19 protein-coding genes and 1 pseudogene are annotated in these 24,025 nt (G+C 41.8%); 13 read left to right on the top strand and 7 right to left on the bottom strand.

Annotated elements, in window-relative coordinates:
* Positions 1–540 (top strand): DUF948 domain-containing protein, encoded by a 540-nt coding sequence (locus V7K46_RS22680; RefSeq protein WP_335117041.1) that lies wholly within the window; start codon positions 1–3, stop codon positions 538–540.
* A gap of 278 nt (positions 541–818) precedes the next feature.
* Here V7K46_RS22680 and V7K46_RS22675 read toward each other — a convergent pair whose 3' ends face one another.
* From V7K46_RS22675 to V7K46_RS22665, 3 genes are all read right to left on the bottom strand, one after another.
* Positions 819–3,839, bottom strand: coding sequence for an eCIS core domain-containing protein (locus V7K46_RS22675; RefSeq protein WP_335117039.1), 3,021 nt, complete (start codon positions 3,837–3,839; stop codon positions 819–821).
* A gap of 368 nt (positions 3,840–4,207) precedes the next feature.
* Complete coding sequence (locus tag V7K46_RS22670) at positions 4,208–5,233, bottom strand: ATP-binding protein (protein ID WP_335117037.1); 1,026 nt, start codon at positions 5,231–5,233, stop codon at positions 4,208–4,210.
* Between the two features lie 150 nt (positions 5,234–5,383).
* Positions 5,384–6,298, bottom strand: a complete 915-nt coding sequence (locus V7K46_RS22665; protein ID WP_335117035.1) for a hypothetical protein — start codon at positions 6,296–6,298, stop codon at positions 5,384–5,386.
* A 1,115-nt stretch (positions 6,299–7,413) separates the two neighbouring features.
* On the opposite strand from V7K46_RS22665, the gene V7K46_RS22660 reads away from it, so the two are divergent.
* The 3 genes from V7K46_RS22660 (at position 7,414) to V7K46_RS22650 (ending at position 10,469) form a co-directional block, all read left to right on the top strand.
* Entirely contained in the window at positions 7,414–8,223 is an 810-nt protein-coding gene (locus V7K46_RS22660; RefSeq protein WP_335117033.1) for a TPM domain-containing protein, read from the top strand.
* A 103-nt stretch (positions 8,224–8,326) separates the two neighbouring features.
* A complete protein-coding gene (locus V7K46_RS22655; protein WP_273762167.1) occupies positions 8,327–8,956 on the top strand; it encodes a precorrin-8X methylmutase in 630 nt (209 codons plus the stop codon).
* 100 nt (positions 8,957–9,056) lie between these two features.
* Positions 9,057–10,469: a right-handed parallel beta-helix repeat-containing protein gene (locus V7K46_RS22650; RefSeq protein ID WP_335117031.1), complete on the top strand. Its 1,413-nt coding sequence runs from the start codon at positions 9,057–9,059 to the stop codon at positions 10,467–10,469.
* 208 nt (positions 10,470–10,677) lie between these two features.
* Here V7K46_RS22650 and V7K46_RS22645 read toward each other — a convergent pair whose 3' ends face one another.
* The 3 genes and pseudogenes from V7K46_RS22645 to V7K46_RS32155 form a co-directional block, all read right to left on the bottom strand.
* Complete coding sequence (locus V7K46_RS22645; protein ID WP_335117029.1) at positions 10,678–11,364, bottom strand: phosphate ABC transporter permease; 687 nt, start codon at positions 11,362–11,364, stop codon at positions 10,678–10,680.
* 39 nt (positions 11,365–11,403) lie between these two features.
* Positions 11,404–12,240 carry a 4-hydroxy-tetrahydrodipicolinate reductase gene (gene dapB, locus V7K46_RS22640; protein ID WP_335117027.1) on the bottom strand — a complete coding sequence of 279 codons (837 nt, stop codon included), beginning with the start codon at positions 12,238–12,240 and terminating at the stop codon, positions 11,404–11,406.
* Positions 12,241–13,048: 808 nt separating this feature from the next.
* A pseudogene (locus V7K46_RS32155) lies at positions 13,049–13,120 on the bottom strand (IS200/IS605 family transposase); the annotation flags it as partial.
* A 346-nt stretch (positions 13,121–13,466) separates the two neighbouring features.
* On the opposite strand from V7K46_RS32155, the gene psbP reads away from it, so the two are divergent.
* The 7 genes from psbP to V7K46_RS22605 all read left to right on the top strand — a co-directional run bounded on the left by psbP (position 13,467) and on the right by V7K46_RS22605 (position 20,510).
* Positions 13,467–14,012 carry a photosystem II reaction center PsbP gene (gene psbP / locus V7K46_RS22635; RefSeq protein ID WP_334958049.1) on the top strand — a complete coding sequence of 182 codons (546 nt, stop codon included), beginning with the start codon at positions 13,467–13,469 and terminating at the stop codon, positions 14,010–14,012.
* 98 nt (positions 14,013–14,110) lie between these two features.
* Complete coding sequence (locus tag V7K46_RS22630) at positions 14,111–14,704, top strand: Maf family protein (RefSeq protein WP_335117025.1); 594 nt, start codon at positions 14,111–14,113, stop codon at positions 14,702–14,704.
* Positions 14,682–14,915: a hypothetical protein gene (locus V7K46_RS22625; RefSeq protein WP_335117023.1), complete on the top strand. Its 234-nt coding sequence runs from the start codon at positions 14,682–14,684 to the stop codon at positions 14,913–14,915. The genes V7K46_RS22630 and V7K46_RS22625 overlap by 23 nt, the downstream gene beginning before the upstream one ends.
* A 3-nt stretch (positions 14,916–14,918) precedes the next feature.
* Positions 14,919–15,656 (top strand): phycocyanobilin:ferredoxin oxidoreductase, encoded by a 738-nt coding sequence (locus V7K46_RS22620; RefSeq protein ID WP_334793554.1) that lies wholly within the window; start codon positions 14,919–14,921, stop codon positions 15,654–15,656.
* Positions 15,657–16,671: 1,015 nt separating this feature from the next.
* Complete coding sequence (locus tag V7K46_RS22615) at positions 16,672–18,111, top strand: HlyD family efflux transporter periplasmic adaptor subunit (protein ID WP_335117021.1); 1,440 nt, start codon at positions 16,672–16,674, stop codon at positions 18,109–18,111.
* A 411-nt stretch (positions 18,112–18,522) separates the two neighbouring features.
* The gene (gene devC / locus V7K46_RS22610) at positions 18,523–19,677 is read left to right on the top strand and encodes an ABC transporter permease DevC (protein WP_335117019.1); all 1,155 of its coding nucleotides are present in this window, start codon (positions 18,523–18,525) and stop codon (positions 19,675–19,677) included.
* 122 nt (positions 19,678–19,799) lie between these two features.
* Complete coding sequence (locus tag V7K46_RS22605; RefSeq protein WP_335117017.1) at positions 19,800–20,510, top strand: DevA family ABC transporter ATP-binding protein; 711 nt, start codon at positions 19,800–19,802, stop codon at positions 20,508–20,510.
* Positions 20,511–20,650: 140 nt separating this feature from the next.
* Here V7K46_RS22605 and V7K46_RS22600 read toward each other — a convergent pair whose 3' ends face one another.
* The gene (locus tag V7K46_RS22600; protein WP_335117015.1) at positions 20,651–21,472 is read right to left on the bottom strand and encodes a hypothetical protein; all 822 of its coding nucleotides are present in this window, start codon (positions 21,470–21,472) and stop codon (positions 20,651–20,653) included.
* A 105-nt stretch (positions 21,473–21,577) separates the two neighbouring features.
* Between V7K46_RS22600 and V7K46_RS22595 the strand changes: the two genes are divergently transcribed.
* Together V7K46_RS22595 and V7K46_RS22590 are read left to right on the top strand one after the other, a co-directional pair.
* Positions 21,578–22,375: an HAD family hydrolase gene (locus V7K46_RS22595; protein ID WP_335117013.1), complete on the top strand. Its 798-nt coding sequence runs from the start codon at positions 21,578–21,580 to the stop codon at positions 22,373–22,375.
* 50 nt (positions 22,376–22,425) lie between these two features.
* Positions 22,426–23,229: a Uma2 family endonuclease gene (locus V7K46_RS22590; protein WP_335117011.1), complete on the top strand. Its 804-nt coding sequence runs from the start codon at positions 22,426–22,428 to the stop codon at positions 23,227–23,229.
* Positions 23,230–24,025 lie beyond the last annotated feature (796 nt).

Below are 24,025 nucleotides of genomic sequence, written 5' to 3'. Positions count from 1 at the left end.
GTGATTGACCCCCTGTTTTGGTTGGGACTTTCCTTACTCTTAGTCGCCACAAGTTTGACTGCGGTTTTAGTGGTGGCAATACCGGCTTTTCAGGAGTTAGCACGCGCTGCTCGCAGTGCAGAAAAGCTATTTGATACACTTTCACGGGATTTACCACCCACTCTAGAAGCTATCCGCGTGACTGGTTTGGAAATCACTGACTTAACTGATGATGTCGGTGAAGGTGTAAAAAGTGCCAGTCAAGTCATGAAACAAGTTGATCAAAGCCTTGATAGTGCAAGAATTCAGGCTCAAAATCTGCAAGTAGGTACACGCAGCATCTTTGTTGGCGCGAAAGCTGCTTGGAGAAACTTCACACGCCAAAAACCCGCGAGGCGAACAGGCGATCGCACCCTAAGCAATGAACAACCACCACTCACGTTGCGAGAACGAGAAGTGCTCAGGCAAGAAAATCGCCGCCTAAAAACAGAAGTATACCGCGCTAATGACGGTTACAACGACGCTGCTAACTGGGAAACCAATTTCGATGACGAAGATTGACCAAAAAAAGGGCATGGGGCATTGCTTATCTTCTTTGTTACGGTGTCAAAACGTGCTACTTTATCAGCTTAAAAAAAGCGATTTTTGTTTATAGATAAACTTCGGCATTGTATTTAGCAATTTGGAAAAACGGATAAAGCATATTTTAATGAAGCTGTCTTTTTAGGAGAAATGTGCTTGTTTCCAAATTTCTGTCATCAACCAAGTACATACAAAGTTGCTCACAAATTTAGTCTAAGTTTAGTACCACTATTTTTGTTTATTCCTTTCTACCTTCTTCAACGCTTCTTCAAAGCTTTGTCGATCGCTGCTTTCTTCACTAACCTTGAAAAGTCTGCTGGAAAATCGCTATTACTCAACTTATCCCAACTCACTTCTTGCTTCAAATTATTTTTGTTCCCTTTCAACTTTAATATTCGGTTTACTGCGTTTGTGGGCTGCTGTAGTTCTTCTGCCTCCAGATATTCTTTCAGTACATCATTGTAGACTTCTCGAACTGCATTATCTTTTTTATTTCCATTCATGCCCATACTAGAGAATATAGTTTCTTTTTCCTCGTTGCTTGCTCCTTCTAGCATAGTGAGAGTATCTCCGGCAAGTTCCTTCCTAACCTGATTTTTCCTCTCTGTGGTCTTAGTATTATCGAATCCTTTAACTCCCTTGTCCCGCATTTTCTGCTTAAGTTTTCTTGTTCCCCATTGTCCAATTTGGAAGGCTCCAACACCTGCACCCATAGCAGTAGCAGCCACTAATCCTGGTGGGCCAGCACTGAACCCTACAACCCCAGCAGCTAGTGTTACGTTACCAAGAACAGTATTTATGGCTGCACGCTTCATTTTCTTTTTCTGTATTTCTTTAAGTTGATCTAATGTCTCAAGTTGATCTAGTGTCGGTGAGTCCCCTATTTCGGCTAGATTTTTCTTATTCTTGTAAGCCTTCTTAAATTTGTAGCCTCCTTGGATAGCCTCTGCACTACCTACTACCGCAGCAGCAGCAGGAGCGATCGCCCCTCCGGCAATTATTTGCGCTCCTTGTGCCCCTCCTGCTGCACCAGCATTGTTTGCTAAACTAGCAACATCTTTAACTGCACCTGCTGCCGATTTTGTCAAGTCTGCAACGTTTTTAACACCCCTACCGATAGATTTGTGACCGCCAAAGTTCTCTCTTTGAGCAGCTTTCAGACCAGCATCGGTATAAATGATTAGCTTTGGCACAGTTGTCAAAACGCTAGCTGCTGCCTTCCCGACATCAAAGGGGATCGACGTACCTCCTATTGTACCCCCTTGTTTAACAGCGGCTATTGCTCCTGATCCAGACGTAGTAGGCGACACATTCTGATGATGTTCCGCACCTTTTCGTGCTTGAGTTCCTACTATTCCAGTATATGTAACAGCAGAAGTCATGTTACCTAAACCGTCAGATGCATTTGCAATTCTTTCCCTTTTTGGCTTCTTCTTATCCCTAAATGCACTCTTAAATTTCTTTAGAGAATCTGAAAATAGGAGCAAACCACCAACAGCTTTCACATCATCCCTAGTCATGCCAATTACGGCTGCATCATTTCCAAATTTTTCAGTATCGCCAGGGGGAAGGTTTAAGTAACTGTTTGGGTCTTTATCATTGGCGGGAAGATTCTGCCCCAGAACTTGATCGACATTAGACTTGCTCGAATCCTGTCCCAGAATTTTGGTTTGATCTGAATAAGTCTCGTGTTGCTTTATCCCATCTGCAACTTCCTTTCTCGGCTCTTTGGTATCGTCAAAAGGTTTAGCAATTCTTTTTTTTATTCTTGCCATCCGTGTTTCTGATGGCTGTTCTTGCTGTGGACTTTGTGGCGGAGTTCTCCCTTCTAATCGTGTAATTTCACTTTCCTGACGTTCAATTTCAGCTTGCTGCTGATTTAGTTCGTCGAATCGCTCCACTATTGTGTCTATGACATGCTGTTGTACCTCCCACCGCCGCAATTGTGCAATTTGCTGCGCTCTTTCTGTATTATTCATTGCTAGCATCTGTTGCGCTTGCTGTTCCGGTATTACAGGTATTGGTGGTCGCTGCCGTTGTTGCGGTATCGGGGGCAGTGATCTCGTGGGGGCTGGTATCGGGGGTGCTTGCTGCTGTGTCTGTTCCTGCTGTGGTATGGCTGCCAGATTCTCCAGTTCTGACTCTGGAGGCAGATACCTCTCAATCTCCGTTAACAGTTGATCGATACTCGCGAACACTTCCTCAAGAGGTCTATTATCTTCTTCTTGCTGCACATCTTGGGAGTTAGTTTGCCCAGAAGAACCCTCTTGTTTATCTTCATCAAGTAAATCTTTTGGAGTATATTGCCTGTTGCCTGAATTTTGAGATGATCCTTGGGCATCAGTGGACGACCCTGCCTGCTCTTGTCTCTGATATGACATTAGCATTTGTACAGCTACAGGATTGAATAAACTATCTTTTTCCCTGGCGATTTCTGCTAATTCTTTGGGAGTGGCTTGAGATATCTCTTCATCTAACATATCAGTATAATATTCTTCCAGAACTGCATCTATTGCAGCCCTATCCACAAGGTAAGCCGAATCATCCTCTTCCTTACCAGACGGCTGATATGCTCGCTGTTTTCCATCACGCATACACTGCACAACATTACCCTGAGTCTGCATACGCTGCACTCCAGAACTCACAGCCTTTGTTACTTGTGCTGACTCACCCCGCGCTGCCTTTGCACCTAGTACATCTGCTTCGGTTTCTAATTGAGGGTCGGTATTAATAGCAACTCCCTTGCATTGAGGCGCAGTCACTTGTCCGGCTCGTTGTTGTACTACATGGGTCAATTCGTGTCCAAGTAACTCTTGACCTGACTGGGTGGTGGGTTGATACTTACCTGGACGAAAGTGGATATTTTTTTCCTGAGTATAGGCTTGCGCCCCTATCTTCTCTGCTTGTGATCCTTCGTGAATGCGGACATCGGAAAAGTCTGTACCAAAGGAAGTTTCCATCTTCTGCTGCACCAATTTCGGCATGGGTTGACCGCCGCTACTGGGGGCTAGGTTTACTTCAGGCAGATCCTTGAGTGTCTGTTCAGCTTGCTTTGGCTGAAGCATCTCAGGCATTGCTGGTTTCATTCCAGGAAATATGGGAATCTGGGCAAAGTTAAATCCTTGCTGTTTTGTTTTCTCCCGTTTCTGGGTCAAATCCTGACTCTGTGGGGCAGAGTTCGCTACAAAAGGACGCGACTTAATTGGAGACTGTAATGGTATGACAGCATCTGAAATGGATTTTTTTTCAAGAAACTTTTTCGTCTGTAACGCTTTCATTCTAAAGTCTCCTTAAGTGCTGCCTACCAAACTTAATATCTGTGAAGTTTAGGATAAATAATATCAAAACTTATCTAAATATTTACATAGGTAAATTATACTAAAGTCTAATATTTTAAGTTAATAAAACATTAAACCTTGGTAAATAAGGAGTTAAATTTAACTTTCCAAGTTAATAGTCAAAATCCCCAAGTTTTGGTGAATTTCTAGCCTCTGTAACAAGTAACTATCCTCCATGTTTACATAGCGCTTATGGCTGTCTTTTACTTCTGAACGCTTACCAAATAAAGTATCTGCTTCAGATGTTGAGCGAACGCAGCCTATGAGGATTTATCTATGTTCTCAATGTAAAATGTTGAAGTAAATGGCTACACCCAACTATTGATCTCGGTGTCGGTGAGCGATCGCTCTAGTTTGATATATTCATTCCTAGTAGCCTGTAAAATGTGTTTCATCTCCAATGACTCACCAGTATTTGCGGCAATAAAAGCTGCATTCAAAGCGATATTACGGATATTACCCCCTGTGACACTTAGTTGAGCTAACTTGGTGAAGTCTAGCCCTTCGGTCGGTGTTTGACTGGGGAAAACACGCTGCCAAATTTCTGCTCTTTGGTTTGCATCTGGAAATGGGAATTGCACAACAAAGCGAAGACGGCGCAAGAAAGCTTGGTCGATTGAACTTTTCAAGTTAGTAGTTAAAATCGCCAAACCACGATAAGATTCTATTCGTTGCAACAAGTAACTGACCTCCATGTTTGCATAGCGATCGTGACTATCTTTTATCTCTGATCGCTTCCCAAACAGGGCATCTGCTTCATCAAATAATAAAATAACGCCACCAGTTTCTGCTGCATCGAATACTCGTCGCAGATTCTTCTCTGTCTCGCCAATATATTTATTCACAATTGAACTTAAATCGATACGATAAAGGTCTAATCGCAACTCCTTAGCTAACAACTCCGCTGCTGTTGTCTTACCCGTACCGCTAGCCCCTGAAAACAAGGCACTGATCCCCAGTCCCCGCCCACTTTTGCTCCCAAATCCCCAACTCTTATACACTTTTGTCCGTTGTGCTACATGAGCGACAATTTCGTGCAGGATTCGCTCCTCTTTTTCTGGTAATACCAAGTCGTTCCAACTAGCAGATGGCTCAATTCGTTGAGCTAACTCATCTAGACGCGGACGTGCTTGGTTGCGACAAATATCCCAAAGGTGGAGATGGGGAGAAGTCGAAGCTATACTCTCCTCTGTTTCTCTATCCCTCTGTCCCTCTACTTTTTTAACTAGGCTTTTTAGTCTCAAAGAAGCAGTCTGAATGTCTGTGGGACTGAAGCTGAAATGAGATACCAAAGTTTCTATGTGGCCTTGAAAACTGGGTGTGATGTTCTCCAAAGTATTTTGCCAAATCAACTGCTGTTCAGAGGAAGTGGGTTGATGTACATCAAAGGTAATTAAGGGACGTTGCCTTTGACGGCGACGATCGCGACTGGTAATAATTAAAGGACAATTAATGCTTTCGATAAAACGGGCAATCCCACTATCTCAGCTTGCTTCCATTGTTTCTAAGTCATCACAATCTAGCAGAAGCACGCGATCGCTTAACATCCATTCCCGTTCACACAGACACTTGATTAAATTTATTTGGTTAGTGTTTGTAGGAATTGATTCAGCAGAAATAGCGTATAATTTCAAGCCTAAAAAGCCACAAGCTGTGGAGGCGATCGCTGATTTACTCGCTACTTCTGCTCCACATAATTGCAAAACTGGCAAAATTTCTGTCTCATTTAATGCCTGTAACCAAATATGTGCCAACTGCTCTGCTATTTCTTGGTGGGACGACACCAAATAAGCCGTCTCTGGTACTGATAACTCAATCTCCCTCAAGTGCTCATCCAAATGTTGTACTCCCATAAGATGATGCAATATCCGTTCATCAATCCGCAATGGACTGGTAGTGAGAGTATTACCTGCCCCAACTTCAATTAATCGCCATCGACGTAGCGAGGCGTTAGGCATCAGTGCACTCCAATGTGCTTCGCCTAACACCTCTAAAGCTAAACTAAAAGTAGGATAATACTGCTGATGATTGCCCTGAACCTTAACAAATAGTAACGACCAATTCCGATCCAGTTCTGCTCCTGCACACAACAACAGTATGTCCTGCTCAAATGGCGATAAGTCAAAAATGTTAACCAACTGTTCTAATGCCGATAGTGTTTCGTTGGCAATAGCAGTAGCGTAAAAATTATCTTCATCATCTTGAAAGTTATCAGACTTGTAAGCTGGTTCTCTAAATTCTTTCCATCTCTCCAGATTTTCATTATCAAGAGTATCTTCTGCCTGAAAAATATGACTTTGTAAGAATTCTTCCACGCGGGCGATCGCCCTCATCAAATAACGCTGGTTAATCTGAAACCAATTTTCCGTTACTTTGGACGGTGATAAGTTAATAGACATAACTCAAATATCCGATTGATTCTTTGGGGTGCGGATACTCTTTTCATAAGCCTCCGAACCATCACATTAATTGGACTTTATGAGTACAAAACGCTCAAATATTGCACTCAGTATTTACCATATTCTTTGCTACTTTTTAGTTTTAGGAGTTACGCATTGAAAAAAGTATTAAATATGAATCTGGGTTTTCAGGCATTCAAGTTTGATTTTTTGACTATTAGCCAGCGATGGTACTAGTCAATACTTTGAAACGACCAATTTTGGTTAATACACCTGATAGTCATTTTGTACAGTGCGTAAGTCCTAAGTTTGCGATCGCATAACATTATTATCCGGCTATTTGTCACTTTGACAGGGCTAAGGGTTTCCCTTATGGTTGACTGCCTGTCTTTGTAGCGTTAGGGAGGAACGATAGTTATCCCTTTTTTTGCTTTTATCCAATAAATAGTAAAATAAAATTATGTGTTTAAAGTTACAAAATACTTAATTTCTGTTTAAGCTTTTATAAAGATAAGATTAAGCAACGTTCTTTTATTACTGTCATGAGAGTATAATAAAATACTGTCCGCTTAACTTCTCAGGGGGAGCATCCCAATTTGGAAAAAATAAAAGAATCAAGATAATTCGCGATGATTAATCGCGAATTATCTTGGTGTTATTAATTTTGTGGATCTTCTGACTCTTGCTCAGATCCAGAACTATTAATAATTCTTTATTAGTCATCTCTCACCTCTAATCATTCCCTTTTTATTCTATAGGGAACTCCGTTATGGCTTAGTCAATTTTGAGTTGTTAAAAACTTTGCCAATAATGATGATCAAAAGCAGGGGTAGGTGGCAAGCGACGCTTGCCACCTACCCCTCTCCCCAGCCACGATTATCATTTTATTAAAGAGGTTTTGAGTATTTTAACTGATTGACAAAATGCACTTTATATTAATTTATCAGAGATTGCATTCCCAAGTCCCCATTCCACAATGCCCGATTCCCAAAAACCCTTTGCTTTGATCCCTTAGATTAGAGTAAAGTAAACAAGTGTAAAGAAGTATCACTTTTCCAGTACTCTTTTAAAACAACTTGTTCACTTTTACCGTTGATATTTGTATAAAAACGTCCATGCAATCTTGTTTTTGGCGACGAATTCTGTTATCTATCGCAGTATTTTTCCTGGCTGGGACAATTTGGGTCATGCACTCTCCCCCAGCACTGGCTTATGACAATCCTGACTTACTCCCTAACACCTTTACCCCAGTTGTAGACTTAGCAAAATCTCTTCCTGTGCTGCAAGAAGAAAAGCTTGTCAAAGATTTAGAGCAGTTTGAAACCGATACGGGTTGGAAATTGCGAGTATTAACCCAGTATGACCGCACCCCAGGTCGGGCAGTCATAAAATATTGGGGTTTGGATGACAAAAGCATTCTACTAGTTGCCGATTCTCGTGGCGGTAACATCCTCAGTTTTAGCGTTGGCGATGCTGTTTATAAACTTTTACCCCGGACTTTCTGGATAGAACTACAAACCCGCTTTGGTAATTTGTACTTTGTCCGCGAACAAGGCGAAGACCAAGCCATTCTGCAAGCCTTAGAATCGGTTAAAGGCTGTTTACTCAAGGGTGGTTGCAATGTTGTCCCCGGACTGCCACGAGAGCAATGGATTCTCACCTTGATTAGCTCAGTTATTGGTGGGGTGATTTGTGGATTTGCAGCTCAACCCCGCGAGAAAGGACAAGTTTTCGCTTGGCAATGGGCTTTAATTTTCTCACCTTTGTGGGGAATCTTGTTTATTGCCTTTGGTATTGGGCCAGTGGTGACACGCACAAGCGACTGGTTACCTCTAGTTCGCAATATCTCTGGGTTTATTATTGGCGTCTTGGTTGCCTACTTATCTCCTATTTTCAGTCGGTCTTCTTCTAGTAATGAGTTATAAGTGCTGAGTTAAAGTTATGAGTTTTTAATTAACTTATAACTCCTAACTCCTAACTCTCTGAAGCTGATAAGCTGAAAGCTAATATTTGAGAAGCTCAACAAAAATGGAATGGCACGTAACTGATGCTCAAAGTTTAGCAATCATTGATAGTGAAATTGAAAATCATGTTTTTTCACCAGCAGAGTATGAGATTGTGCGTCGGGTAATATACTCTACAGCTGACTTTGAGTATAAGTCTTTGATTCGTTTCTCTGAGCGTGCCTTGCAAGCTGGAGCAGCAGCACTAGCCGCGCGTACCACGATTGTGGTTGATGTGCCAATGGTACAAGTAGGTATTGCCTACGAGATTCAAAACACCTTTGCCAATCCGGTGTATTGCAGTATGGAAGCTCTGACACGCCCTCAAAAAGAAAAAACTCGGGCAGCATGGGGAATAGAAACTTTAGCAAAGCGTTATCCAGAGGGCATTTTTGTGGTGGGTCAAGCACAAACAGCACTAACAGCACTAGTGGATTTAATTGAAGCTGAGGAAATTAGACCTGCTTTGATAATTGCGACTCCAGTGGGATTTGTAAATGTTAATGAAGCAAAGGAGCGCTTACAAGACTCTCTAGTGCCTCACATTACAATTGATAGTCGCAAAGGTAATGCAGTTGTAGCAGCTGCGATCGTTGATGGATTGGTAGACTTGGCTTGGCAAGCCTATGGACAAGATGGAAATCGGGGGAGTTAGGAAAGTCGGCTCTATCGTTCCCTTTATGGCAAATAGTATTTAAAACTACTAAATAACCTGATATTTTTGTTAAATAGTGCCGATAAAGGAGCCTTTTCCTGTGGTATTTCAACGTTTCCGTTTAATCGCATTTCTTGCAATTCCCGTGGTATTAAGTCTTTTGGGTGGGAAAGAAAGGATAAAAGTATCTTTAGTTGAAAACGCCCGTCAGGTACCCACTAACAAGGAAATCATCCTACCCAACCACAAACTAATCAGCATTAAGGCGACTCCGAAAACATATTATGTCAGTGGTGAGGGAAATGACACAAATAATGGACTCTCTACTTCATCCGCCTTTAGGACAATTCAAAAGGCAGCAGATGTAACTAACCCTGGCGATACTGTATTGATTATGAACGGAGTATATACAAATTTAGCCAAAGCTCCGAGCGTAGTAAGTATTAAACGTTCTGGAACCGCAAAAGCATGGATTAAGTATAAAGCATATCCTGGTCATTACCCAAAAATTAAACACAATACATGGAATGGTATTCTGATTTCAAATGGAGCTTCATATATCGAGATCAACAGGCTGGAAGTTATAGGAAACAATGCCAATATTACCCTTGCTTATGCATTAAGTCAAAAGAGTAATAGATCAAATCCGCTTACAAGCGGAAACTGCATAAACATGGACGGACGAGCCAATGGTCATGTTCGTCATATCCGTATTCTGAACAACAAAGTGCATGACTGTGGAGGAGCAGGTATCGGAGCATTACAGGCTGATTATGTGAAGGTAGATAATAACACTGTGTTCAATAATGCCTGGTATAGTGTTTATGGTTGCAGTGGCATTTCGATGGGAAGCAATTGGAATTCTGACACCAACCGGGGATACAAGATGTTCGTGACCAACAACAAGGTATATAACAATCGCATGTACATCCCTTGGATTGCGGTGGGAAAGATCACAGATGGTAATGGCATTATTATCGATACTTCCAGAAATGATCAGAACCCAAATTTGGATGCATATGGAGGACGGACTTTAATTCAAAATAATTTGACATTTAATAATGGTGGTTCAGGGATTCATACATTTTTAAGTGAGCATGTTGATATCGTCAATAACACAGCTGTTTTAAATAATCAAAGTCCAGAAATTAAAGATGGGCAAATATTTGGCAATGTGTCATCTGATGTCAAAATTTTAAGGAACATTCTCTATGCTTATCCTGGCAAGAATATCAACGGTAACAATAAAAATAAAAACGTGATTTATGATTATAATATCTACATCAATAGTTCTAAGGTAAGTGTTAAAGGACCTCACGATATTGTTGCAAACTCAGAGTTTTTAAGTAAGCATCCCACTCTAAAAAAAATATCTGGCAATTGGAAATCGCGGCTAGCTAAACAAAATCCGCCTCGGCGGACTTATGTAGAGCCTAAGTCGGGAGGTTTTGTTTGTGGGTCAATGACCTATCGTTTGAAAGGGAAACTCATCAAAGTCGGATGCTCCCGTTAGCAAGAAGGCAAAAGGCACGGGGGAGGAGATAATTTATGCTGAATCCAAATGCCCGAATCTCATGGGCGACTATCAGGAAGTCTTGCGGTTGAGAGCAAACTACCAAAATCTCTGCAATAGGTGGCTCATAATTAGTGTCGGTCTGTCCTTTGCATGTGTCTGAAAGAGAAGCCTATAGTGATTACATACTTCTGCCTGCTTTACTTCTTTAATCCTCTACTCTTCGACGCCGCCGACGTGGCTTTTGTTGTTGGTCTTCACTCAAGCGACGACCGATTTCGTTAAAGAAATCCCGCCGCAGATAAGGATAATCGCTAACCCACAGGTCACGACTGGGAAAGTATATATCGCTGAATTCTTCAATACTGCTCAAATCTGAGCGATTTGACATCACTACCATTTCTGCAATTTGACCACGAGTAATAACTTTGTGGGCAGGACGTAATGGTGCTACAAACTCAATACTAAATCCTGTGTCATCACCCACCTCTAAGTTAATCTGTTTTTCTCGGTTTTCTACAATCACTAATTCGCCTTTGCTGTTGACTGTTTCGGTTTTACCCATCAACTGGTCTGTAATCCACCAATCTAGCACTCGACCACGGAAAAAGCCGCCATACTTATAACGGCGGCATTGCAAATTCCGCATACTTGCTTGAAACACTGGATACCACAGCCAAAAAAAAGCGCCAAGTATCCCCAGCACAAATACTATTGAAGCAAAAGGAAGCCTAAAAACGACTGTCACAAGCAAAATAACAACTACGGCAACTACAGAAATTAACAGCCGTTGCAAAAAATTTGAGAACTTCCCCCAGTAGTACTTGTACTGCAAACCAGTGGCAATTAGAGGGACAACTTGTTCAAATTTCTGGCGAGTCAGTGGTACTAACATGAGTGCTGAGTGATGAATGCCCAATAGTGAGTTTAAAGTTTAAAGTATCTTTTCTAATCCATATACTAACGACTTTAGCGCTAAGACTTTGCGAATCGCTAGTAGCACTCCTGGCATATAGCAAGCGCGATCGCTCGTATCATGTCGTAAAGTATAAATCTGTCCTGCTGCGCCAAAAATAACTTCCTGATGGGCAATCAATCCTGGCAAGCGGACGCTATGAATTCTAATCCCTTCATCTGCTATACTGCCCCTAGCTCCTGGTAATTTCTCCGTTTCTTTTACAAGAGCAGGGTTAAAAGTTTTACCCAATTCTCCTAATAACTGCGCCGTTTGAATGGCAGTACCACTTGGAGCATCAGCTTTTTGGTTGTGATGCAGTTCGATAATTTCTACATGGTCAAAATATTTTGAGGCTGCGACTGCGGCTTGTTGCAACAGCACCATGCCAATGGAGAAGTTAGGAATAATTAGACAACCAGTGCTAGCTTTGTCGGCAAAGTCTGCCAAGTCTTGGATTTGTTCTGGACTTAACCCAGTGGTGCCGACTACAGGACGAATACCGTAAGCGATCGCACTACGAATATTGTCATAAACTGAATCGGGATGGGTAAAGTCTACAATCACCCCTGGAGGAGAGTGTCTGTCGCCAGCCACATACCCCAACATCGGTTCTAATTGATTGGTAATTGGCACTTCCAGGGGTTCGCTTAAACCCGCCAACTCTCCAGCGTCTTTATCTTGATGTTCCAAACTGTGGTCAATTGCACCCACTAGGTTTAAGTCAGGCGCTTGCGCCACCGCCTTAATCACCTCACGTCCCATTTTACCAGCAGCACCGTTGACAATAACCGGGATAGGAGCTTGATTCGTCATAGGTCGAGAAATACTTTTTGAGTCAACAAGGGAATTGTAAAGACTTTGGTGATCTAGTAGCTAGCTTTTCAAATCTCTGGCTTAATTCCGACTACTTTGATTTATGCACAGGACTTACGCACAGCTAACGGAAAATCGAACCACAGAGGCGCAGAGGTCACAGAGAAATGAGAGTTTGAGAGATATTTTGGGTAAGTCCTAATGCAGCTAATCGCTCAGTTTTTCGACTCCCGAAAGCGGATGGGTTCTCATTTTCATCCCACTATCTTAGCCGGTAAGCCGTTTTATTTTCCCTACTTTACTTACCACACCTCCAAAAATAATCCTATACTGTCCCTAATAAGTCGCTCTTATAAAAGCTATTAGTCTTTTTTTGTCAAGTCCAATTGACTATTTATAATCTTTTTGTTAAATTTATTTACATAACTTAGCAAAGCCCAAACATAACTACCTAACTGGTGTTAGCTAAGAAAATAAGATTTCTGTATCGCTATATCTCATCGACATTTAGACTTCTCCCATCTACCTCGGCTATCAAGTCGGGGTTTTTATATTCTCGATTAACTTTTCTTTAGTAGTTACTACTGATTTAGTCATCTTTGAGATGACTTTCGCTATTAGCCGTAAGTTTCTAACCTATGGCGGGTGATGGTTCAGGCGCGAGATTGGACATTATGATAATTGCGGAATATTGGTTTGACTACAAGTCCGCCTCAGAATGAATTCTGAGGCTCATAGCTCAAGTCAGTTTAAGCTGACTAAGTACAGTTTTGCGTAAAAACGTAGCGTTTTTAATGCAGGGTAACGCATTAACGGTAATTATTGGCTGTCGCTCTTTTGTCGCCCAAATAAGATGATAATAAAGTCGCCACAGAGCCATGTACGTGCTGTTTTTGATGAAATTTACTGCCTCTATTATTCCCGCAATGGTAAAAAATCTTCCAGTCAGCTTGATCTGACTTGAGCTATTAGCCTTGGAATTCATTTCGAGGCGCGTAGGGCTGAAACTGGTAAAATTTTAAGTTAGCGATGTCTACGACGAGCTACGTTGACGCATTTCCCACCGCTTCATCAGTAAGGCGAGACACCAGGGAGTATTTGCCGACATTTGGGCATTAATCCCTCCCCATCTAATGCGTCATCCGAAGCGTCCCGGTTGGTGGGAGAATAAAAACGAGAAATGATGCTTGCTTGGTGTTGTCTCCAGCCCAAAGGAATCTGTAGAAATGTGGAAACGAATTGTATTAATTTTGCTATTGGTGTTGAGCTTCAGCCTGAGTAATTCTGGTGTAGCGGCTGCGGTTGGACTCAAAAGCTTTGTAGACACTAGTGATGGCTATCAGTTTTTATATCCTAACGGCTGGCTGCAAGTTAAAGTTGCCAACGGGCCAGATGTAGTTTTCCACGATTTGATTGAGGTGTCTGAAAATGTTTCGGTTGTGATTAGCCCAGTTCCAGAAGGTAAAACTTTGTCAGAATTGGGAACCCCAACAGAAGTAGGATATAAGTTAGGAAAAGCAGCTCTAGCGCCTCCTGACTCTGGTCGTTCAGCTGAATTAGTTAATGCCGCACAGCGAGAAGTAGACGGTAAAACATACTACCTTTTAGAGTATGAGGTTAAACTCCCCAATCAACAGGAACGACACAACATCGCCAGCGTCGCTGTTAGCCGTGGTAAGCTTTTTACCTTTAATGCCTCAATTCCTGAAAAACGCTGGCAGAGAGTTAAAGGAATGATTGATGAGGTTGTCAATTCTTTTTCTGTCTATTAATTGTGGAGTGGGGAATAGGGAATAGGGGATAGAGAAGAAACTTAATCACCAATCCCCAATGCCAATGCCCCATCCCAAATTACCAAGTTTGTCAGATCATGAAAATTCCACCTTTTGTACTTGCCTCAGCTTCCCCAGCCCGACGCCGCTTGCTGCAAACTGTTGGTATTGAACCGATAGTTCGACCTAGTGACTTTGATGAGTCGCAAATCCAATTAAGTGAACCAGCAGAATTGGTCAAAACTCTTGCCCAATATAAGGCGGAAACTGTAGCCCCGCAGTTTGAATCGGCTTTGATTATGGGTTGTGACTCAGTTTTGTCTATCAATGGTGAAATTCACGGTAAACCAGCAGACTTCTCTGAAGCGATCGCCCGTTGGCAGATAATGCAAGGTAACTTTGGCGACTTGTACACAGGTCACGCTTTAATTGACCTTGACCAAAACCGCACTATAGTCAAGTCTCAAGTTACAAAAGTTTACTTTGGTGAAATGAGCGATCGCGCAATTAAAGCCTATGTTGCCACAGGTGAACCCCTCAAATGTGCTGGAGCCTTTGCCATTGAGGGTTTTGGTAGTTTCTTTGTCGAAAAAATCGTAGGCTGTCACAGCAATGTAATTGGACTCAGTTTACCCTTGCTACGGCACATGCTAGGGGAATTGGGATACGATGTCACTGATTTGTGGCAATAGTCCTTTGGCTTTTGTCATTTGCCCAATGACGCCACTTGCTTCTCCTGTCAAAGACGCTCTTGCTAGCAAGATTCCCGTAGGGGTACAACCGGGGGAACCCCAGCAACGCAGTGGCTCCCCAATGCCCATCAAGTGTTTGCTTATATTGCAGTCCACGACAGGTGTGGCACAACAGGTTGTAGACTGGCTACTAGATCGCATTCCCAACTAGAATATGTCATTTACTTCTATGCCCTCGCTGCGTGAGCAACAACATCCCCTAATTCGTCAGCTAGCTGATTGTATTGAGGCAGCTTGGCATCAGCACCTGGATCTATCGCCCTATCATTTGCCTGATGAGTTGGGGTATGTGGAAGGTAGACTAGAAGGCGAAAAACTGACAATTGAAAATCGCTGCTATCAAACGCCCCAGTTTCGGAAAATGCACTTGGAACTGGCGAAAATCGGAAATATGCTGGATATTTTGCACTGCGTCATGTTTCCCCGTCCAGAATACAACCTGCCGATGTTTGGTTGCGATTTAGTTGGGGGTAGAGGTCAAATTAGTGCAGCGATCGCAGACCTTTCTCCGATTCACTTAGAGCGCACCTTACCAGAATCTTATACTTCTGCACTAACACAGCTAACAGTGCTTAACTTTTCCCAACCCCGTGAATTACCTGAATGGGGAAATATTTTTTCGGATTATTGCATCTTTGTCCGCCCTAGTTCCCCAGAAGAAGAAACAATGTTTCTCTCGCGTGTGCGAGAATTTTTAGACATTCATTGCACCCAAGCGATCGCCTCACATCCTGTTTCAGTTGAACAAGTTACACAAAATATCGCCGGACAACACAACTACTGCACCAAACAGCAACAAAACGATAAAACCCGCCGCGTACTAGAAAAAGCCTTTGGCCCAGCTTGGGCAGAACATTACATGACCACAGTTTTATTCGACCTGCCAAATTAATCATCTCCCTGATCTCCTTCCAGACTCACAGTTGCCCATCTGTAAGCTCTGTTACGTTTTCGCGTAACGGATAAATGTAGAATTCATTCAACGAGAGTTTAATGGAGTCCCAAAACAGCAGCAGGGAAAATAGTCAGGTCTTTGAAGTGAATATTACAAAATGGTTTGTTGTCTTGGTAGGTGCAAGCAATTAGAGACAGCTAACTCATTGACTAGAAAGTTAAGGAAACTCTGATGTTAAGAACGCTCAAGTTAACTCTTCTCTACGAGAGGCTACGCCAACGACTTCTCTGCGAGACGCTACGCGAACGCTCAGGGTGAACAGATATTTTTTAGTTAGTTAATCATTGATTCAATTAAGGAAGACTAACTTTTGTAGCAAGATTGTATCCCACGAAGGCAACAGTCTATTTTTGATATTTCTTTTCAATTTTGTGACTAACTGTAGCCGTAGTGAATGTAGCAGTACAGTACCGCATCATACCAATTTAGGATTTTGTGTAGAGACGCGATATATCACGTTTATACATCTAGATTCATACTGCTTGTGAATTCTGCTAACTCCCATTGCACTCATGTCTCAATAATACTCAGAGTTATTAAATAGCCAGCTACTATAGCGCTTCTAGGTTTCAATACAGACCTAACCTCAGCCCCAACCCTGCAAGGTTGGGGAGTAAGCCTCGAAGCCTCTAACGCCACGTGTTAAAGAGCGGGAACGCTAAGAGCGAACAAGTCGGCACGCAAGGGCGCAGTGGCTCCTCTTTTTAGGAGAGAGGAATGGAAGTGAGGTCACTGTATTGCATACAAACCAGCGATGCCTACGGTGGGCTACGCCTACGCTATAGAAAACACCATTTTGCAAAACCATAGTGTTGAGCGTTCATCACACAATGGATTTTAAGCCATACCCAGCTTTAAACCACTGTTGTTTGTCCTAAACGGCTGGCTGTTAATTAAAAACCCTTTTATTTTTACTTCCATCAGCACAATTCAGGTAAACGGGCAACATACTATGTCAAGGGTGACTGAAAAGCCAAAGCCAAGTGAGCGGCCACTTAATCATGAACAACCTAAGATTTGGTGGGGTATCGCTGTAGCTGTGCCAGTAGTAATAGCTGCTGGGATACTAGGTACAGCTAAAATCGAGCAACTGAAAAAACTAACTACATCTGCACCCGTAATGCCATCTACCAACAGCATTAGTGCTTTAGGGCGTTTGGAACCGCGAGGCGAAGTTGTTAAATTGTCCGCCCCATCCTCAGGATTAGCGCCATCGTCACGAATTCAGCAACTTCTGGTGAGAGAGGGTGAACAGGTAAAGCGAGGCCAAATTGTGGCAATTTTGGATAACCGCGATTCCCAAATAGCCGGACTAGAAGAGGCAAAAGCCAAGGTGCAAGAATCCCGTGCGAATTTAGCGCAAATCAGAGCCGGATCTCCAAGAGATATTCAAGCCCAAAGAGCAGTTATTGCTCGCCTACAAGCGCAGTTTGTTGGGGAAAGGGATGCTCAACAAGCGACGATCGCGCGGGTTGCAGCTCAGTTTAGTGGGGGTAAACTCGTCCAACAAGCAACCGTGAATCGCCTAGAAGCTGAACTCAGTGGGCAAAGAGATGTCCTAAGAGCCACAGTTGGACGTGTCCGAGCCGAACAGCGCAATGCCCAAGTCGATGCCGGACGCTATGATTTTTTATACAGAGAAGGTGCAATTTCTCAGCAAGAGCGGGACAGGAGACGCTTGAGTGCAGTAACTTCTAATCAGCAAGTTGCCGAAAGCCAAGCTACGCTAAAGCAGACATTAGCAACCCTACGACAGCAAGTTGCTGAGGCTAGAGCTAACCAAATACAAAATTCAGCAACTTTGCAACAGCAGCTAATCGAAGCCAAAGTTAACCGTGACAAAACTTTAGCAACTTTGCAAAGACAAATCGATGAAGAAAAGGCCAAACTGAGCAAAATTTTAGATGTTAGTCCTACCGATGTGCAAGTAGCGCAAGCCCAAGTTAGTAATGCGATCGCAAATGTTAGAAAAGCCGAAGCAGAATTGAGGTTGAGCTACGTTCAAGCACCAATAGCTGGAGAGATTTTAAAGGTTTACACCAAGTCAGGCGAAGCCATTGGTGCAAATGGTATTGCTGAAATTGGACAAACCAGCCAAATGTTTGTGATTGCTGAAGTTGCTGAAGACAGTATTGGAAAAGTGCGTATTGGTCAAAACGCCACTATCAGCAGCGATAATGGAGCATTTAGCGACGAATTAAAGGGAACTGTTACTGAAATTGGCAGAAAAATTGGTAAAAAAGATGTGCTGAATACAGATCCAGCAGCAGATGTGGATGCCAGAGTAGTAGAAGTGAAAATTGCTCTACCTCCAGAAGATAGCCAGAAAGTTTCGGGTTTAACTTACGCTAAAGTTCTTGTCGAAATTAATAGCGAATCAAGTTATAGGTGAACAGTAATACAAATTTATGATTTGATATTTTGGATTAAGAATGTTTTTAATTAGGCTATTTAATCAATAAATAATGTCTGATAAATTACAATAAATTGCAATTAAGTGAGGTACAAAACCTATATTTCAAAGCCAATAAGTTCAGTTAATACCATTTCTTTGTGAGGCTGCACTAAACCCTTTTAACTTTTTTCTTTGTGTCCTACCCTGCGGGAAGCCACTTTGCATCTACGTTCAAAAAATAAAGAATTTTAGCCTTAACTAAACCCGATTGAGATATAAAGACTGTTTTACCCCTGAATCTGCCAATTTGAGATTTTAGATTTATCCTTCAATCCAAAATTTAGAATCAAAAATTGAATGACTTTTGAATTCTACTGTAATTGATAACTGTGCTTGGATGCCTATAACATGAATCAAAAAATACCTCTGTCGTGGCTACAACTGACAAGGGAAAAAACTCGCCTAGCTGTGGCTTTGGCAGGAATTGCCTTTGCTGATATTTTGATGTTTATGCAACTCGGTTTCCGGGATGCTTTGTATTATAGTAACGTTCGATTTCATAGCAGCTTGCAGGGCGATATTGTTTTAATCAATAGTCAATCTAGTGCTGTTCTGGCAATGAGGAGCTTTTCTCAACGGCGGTTATATAAAGCTTTAGATTTACCCGTAGTACAATCAGTACATCCTATATATTTGGACTATACAGTCTGGAAAAATCCTGTAACAGGCCGTCCTCGTAGTATCCTTATCTTTGGAATGAACCCAGAGAATAACCTAGTTAACTTACCTGGAGTTCAGGAGAATTTAGATAAACTTAAACTGCCTGATGTAGTTTTATTTGACCGTTCTTCTAGAGTGGAGTATGGCCCAATCGCTGCTAATTATGAGCAAGGAAAGACTGTAATAGCAGAAGTACGAAGGCGGCGAATTAAAGTAGGAGGACTATTTACATTAGGTGCATCATTTGGTGCAGATGGAAATTTAATTACAAGTGATATTAACTTTCTGCGAATATTCAACAATCGTCAACCAGGATTAATTGATATTGGGTTAATTAGATTAAAACCGGGAGCAGATGTTAAAGTTGCCGTCCAACAATTACAAAATTATTTACCTAACGAGGTAAATGTTTTAACTAAGCAAGAATTTATTGATTTTGAGCGGAATTATTGGGCAAATAGTACAGCTATTGGCTTTATTTTCACATTAGGGACTGTCATGGGTTTCATTGTAGGGACTGTAATTGTTTATCAAATCCTTTATACAGAAGTTGCAGACCACTTAGCTGAGTATGCTACTCTCAAGGCAATAGGTTATACACAAAACTATTTATTGACAGTCATTCTTCAAGAGGCTTTGTTATTATCAGTTTTAGGATATTTTCCTGGAATTATTTTTGCTTTATTTATGTATAAAACCGCCAGAGAGGCGACACTTTTACCAGTATCTATGAGTTTTGATCGGGCGGTAATGGTGTTGATTCTGACAATGCTCATGTGTATTATTTCTGGTGCGATCGCAGTCCGAAAATTACGTTCTGCCGATCCAGCAGATATCTTTTAGTTAATTAAATATTAATTAGAAGATATTATTATTAATTATTATTATCTATAATTAATAATAATATTTTTTTGATAATCACTACAGTTTTGTTTCAAAAGTATTAACTTATAGCTAACAAATTTATGAGCCAAAAAGAACCTATTATTGCCATAAGAAACCTCAATCACTACTATGGCAAAGGCGCACTTAGAAAACAGATATTGTTTGACATTAACCTAGAAATTTATTCTGGTGAAATTGTAATTATGACCGGGCCATCCGGTTCAGGTAAAACAACATTACTGAGCTTAATTGGTGGTTTGCGATCTGTACAACAGGGAAGTTTGAAATTTTTAGGTGAAGAACTCGTTGGCGTCAGTCAAAACAAACTGGTGCAGATGCGACGCAGCATTGGTTATATTTTCCAAGCTCACAATTTGCTAGGGTTCTTGACTGCGAAGCAAAATGTGCAAATGGCGGTAGAATTGAATAATAATATTTCTAAAACAGAAGCAGTGGCTAAATCAAAAGCCATGCTGGGGTCTGTTGGTCTAGAAGAACAAGTTGATTACTATCCAGACAACCTTTCTGGTGGACAAAAACAAAGAATTGCGATCGCCCGCGCCTTGGTGAATCGTCCTCCACTGGTACTAGCAGACGAACCAACAGCTGCATTAGACAAACAATCAGGACGCGATGTCGTGGAAATAATGCAGAGTCTAGCTAAAAATCAGGGAACTACTATCTTATTAGTGACACACGACAACCGCATTTTAGACATAGCCGATCGCATCGTAGAAATGGAAGATGGTCTTTTAACCCGTAATTCCCCCAATGCAGCTATTGGGTCATGATTTGGATGTGATAAATCACAACTGATAACTAAGTTGTGACGCAAATAAATATTGCCTATTTACTCGTAAGGGTCATTTTTTGTCATTGGTCATTTGTATCTACAAAGGAAAAAGGACAAATGACTAATGACAGCCATAATTTATTGTCTAACCGAGCCTGATTTTTTCATTCCAAGTGGCTTTGGCGGAGTTGGGGCATTTAGTTGGCGATTAGTCCGAAAAGTCACATTCACGCCTTCATTCGATTGCTCTAGCACCAGTAAAGGCGTAGGTTTAGCCTTTTGATCCCAATGCATGGTAGCAATCCGACCTTGAATTGTTGGTTGCCAGCTATCTTCGTCTTCTATGGGGCTTAGGTAAGTTTCTATACAGTCAATAATTTGACTAATAGTCGCAGAACTTGCTTGCGTCGGTAACTTCATTAACCGGATTTGAATGCGAAACAGAACTCGCTTGGCAGAGTCCCCTGGACTACCAGTCTCATACTCTACATCAAAAATTTCATCTACTTGCCGTCCAGCGCTATTAGCAATTCCGACTGATCCAAGTTGTGCTTGATTTGGACGCAGAGCTTGAGAAACTTTATCTTTAATCTGAATCTTCACTTGATTAAGGATTGCAAAATGAAACACCTCTTCTGACATCCGCATTCGCAAATAATCCAGGTTAAAGTCCCGTGAGTTGACTAAATCGGGATTAGTTTCCATCTTGCGAATTGTTTCTAGTGCCAGCTTAAATTTTTTCTCTAATTCTCGCGTGCGGAATTGTTCAAACTTAAGTTTTTTCTCCAGCTTATTCATCTGGAGCTTACTATACACAATTAAAGCAATCACTGCTAAAGCCAGTCCTCCAAAAGTTACCAACAATAATGGTGGTATTTGAGGATTACTTGCTGGCACTTCCTGGGATGCTTTTTTAGGCTTTGACCCTGGGGATTGGGCAAGAAACATCGAAGTGGGCATGGTTGGGAAACTGAAAAACTTGACTCCTGATGTTTAGGATGCCCAAATCTTCAATGCCATCTTGCTGTATTATTAATATTTTTTACAGCCTTTTACAAACCGCATATGTCCAAACATTTGAGCCTCCCTACCTTGTCTGAGGTTTCATCTACAAGTTTTAGCAATATTCGTCTGATAGCCACAGATATGGATGGCACCCTGACTAGACGAGGAAAATTTACTCCTGCACTCCTGCAAGCTTTAGAGGATTTAGCGGCAGCTGACATTAAGGTGCTGATTGTCACAGGACGTTCTGCTGGGTGGGTGAGTGGATTAAGTGCGATTATGCCAGTGGCAGGTGCTATGGCAGAAAATGGCGGTTTGTACTTTCCACCTGGAAACCAGAAACCACTAGTCTTAACACCTATTCCTGATTTAGCTAAACATCGCCAGCACTTGGCTGCGACTTTTGAGAATTTACAAACTAAATTTCCCCAAATCCAAGAATCTGCTGATAATCGCTTTCGCATCACCGACTGGACTTTTGATGTAGCTGCTTTGCGTCAAGACGAACTACAAACCTTAGACAATCTCTGTCAACAAATGGGTTGGGGATTTACCTATAGCAACGTGCAGTGTCACATTAAACCCCAAGGGCAAGATAAAGCTGTGGGATTGTTGCAGGTGTTGCGCGAATATTTGCCCCAATACTCACCAGAACAAATTGTCACTGTTGGCGATAGCCCCAATGATGAAAGTTTATTTGATCGGCGTTATTTTCCTGTTTCTGTAGGCGTGGCAAACGTGCTGGAATATCTGAATCAGTTGAAATATCACCCTGCTTATATTACTAACGCTGCCGAAGGGGAAGGATTTTGTGAGTTATCTAGTTATATTTTGAAAAGCTTGCACATCCTAAGTTAGGCAGAGGCAGACTTGCTCTACAATAATCTCGTAGCACTGATTTTACAACCATGACGGCTACTCTAAGAGTTGGTATCGAATCAGAAATCTTCTATCCCAGTGCTGATGGTCAACCAGTGGCAGAAACCTACGACCACCTTTATGCCTTGCTAACTACTTTGGAAGTACTGAAACAGTATCTGGCAGAGCGTCAGGCAACAGTATTGGGAAATCAATTTCTTTATTATGCACAGGGTTTTCCTAAGTTGCGCGTAGCCCCAGATGTGATGGTGATTTTTGATGTTGCACCCGGCGGTCGGGACAACTATAAAATCTGGGAAGAGGGTCAAGTACCCACAGTTATTTTTGAAATGACATCTTTTGGTACTAAGGGACAAGACGAAATCTTCAAAAAGACCCTCTATGAACAGCTAGGTGTTAAGGAATACTGGCTATTTGACCCTAAAGGTGAGTGGGTAGAACAACAGCTACGTGGCTATCGCCTGCGGGGAGAAATCTACGAACCTATACAAGATGGACGCAGTGAACCGTTACAACTGCGTTTGGTGGTTGAGGAAAGGCTAATTGGGTTTTACCCTGAGGATACAGGGGAAAAATTACTGATCCCTGATGAACTGGTACAGGCTTTACGGCAGGAAGTTTTAGCAAGGCAGCAAGCAGAAGAACTGGCAGAACAGGAACGCCAACGAGCAGAACAGGAACGCCAACGAGCAGAACAGGAACGCCAACGAGCAGAACAGGAACGCCAACGAGCAGAACAGGAACGCCAACGAGCAGAACAGGCAGAATTGCAGATAGAACAGTTAAAGGCAAGGTTACGTTCGCTCAATGTAGACCCTGATACTATTGAGTAACATGCAGGGTATAATTTCAGAAGTTACTTTAGCTACGCCCGTCGTAGACATTACACCAAAGGCACTAATGAGTGACTGTGAAATTGAAAAATTGTTATAAACTAGACAATTTGTTACCGATGTATTTGCCACATTTATTACCTTAGACAGAATAGAATAGATAGGTGTCTACTGCGTTTTAATTTCGGAAATCTCAACATTAGTGATTTGATTGAGAAAACTGTTTTATAAAATCATTCGCAAGAGGTTAACGTTGCAAGCATCTCAGTTTGGCAAAAATATCTTTTAAAGAATCCGAAAAGCAGCAACTTGAGTTTGGAGATTAAGTATACACATACCAAAACGAGATGCACTCGTTAGCGTTTTATTTCCAGCTTCCACTAAAAAGTCCAAGACCAATGGTAGAGTCAAGAATTTACCTTTAAATACTGTGGTATTAAATTATGCAAGAAATTGAAAGATTCTTTAGCGACTTGTTCAGGAGCGTAATCAACCGCTTTAAGTATTTTGCGATGGACACTGCTGAACAGAAAATGAGAGAAACTATCGACGAGCAGATCAAAGGACGACGACAAAAACCCAAACCCAACGATCAAGAAGACCGCGAGTAGATAGGTCTTTTGGGGTAGTTTAAAACTAGTCAGTTAAACACTAGTACATCACGGCGTAAATGCAGCTACCATCTCAATTAACAAGATTTGGGACAAAATCCCTTCTTTAAAGGTAGGCAAACTGATGCCATGTACTAGGGTGTAGCTCCCCTGGCTTACGCGTAACTTTAGTTTTTTACTGAGTA

Source organism: Nostoc sp. (genome assembly GCF_036917395.1).
Taxonomy (GTDB): Bacteria; Cyanobacteriota; Cyanobacteriia; order Cyanobacteriales; family Nostocaceae; genus Nostoc.
Note: the sequence above shows the minus strand (reverse complement) of the source record. Positions and strands in the feature narration are given on the sequence as shown.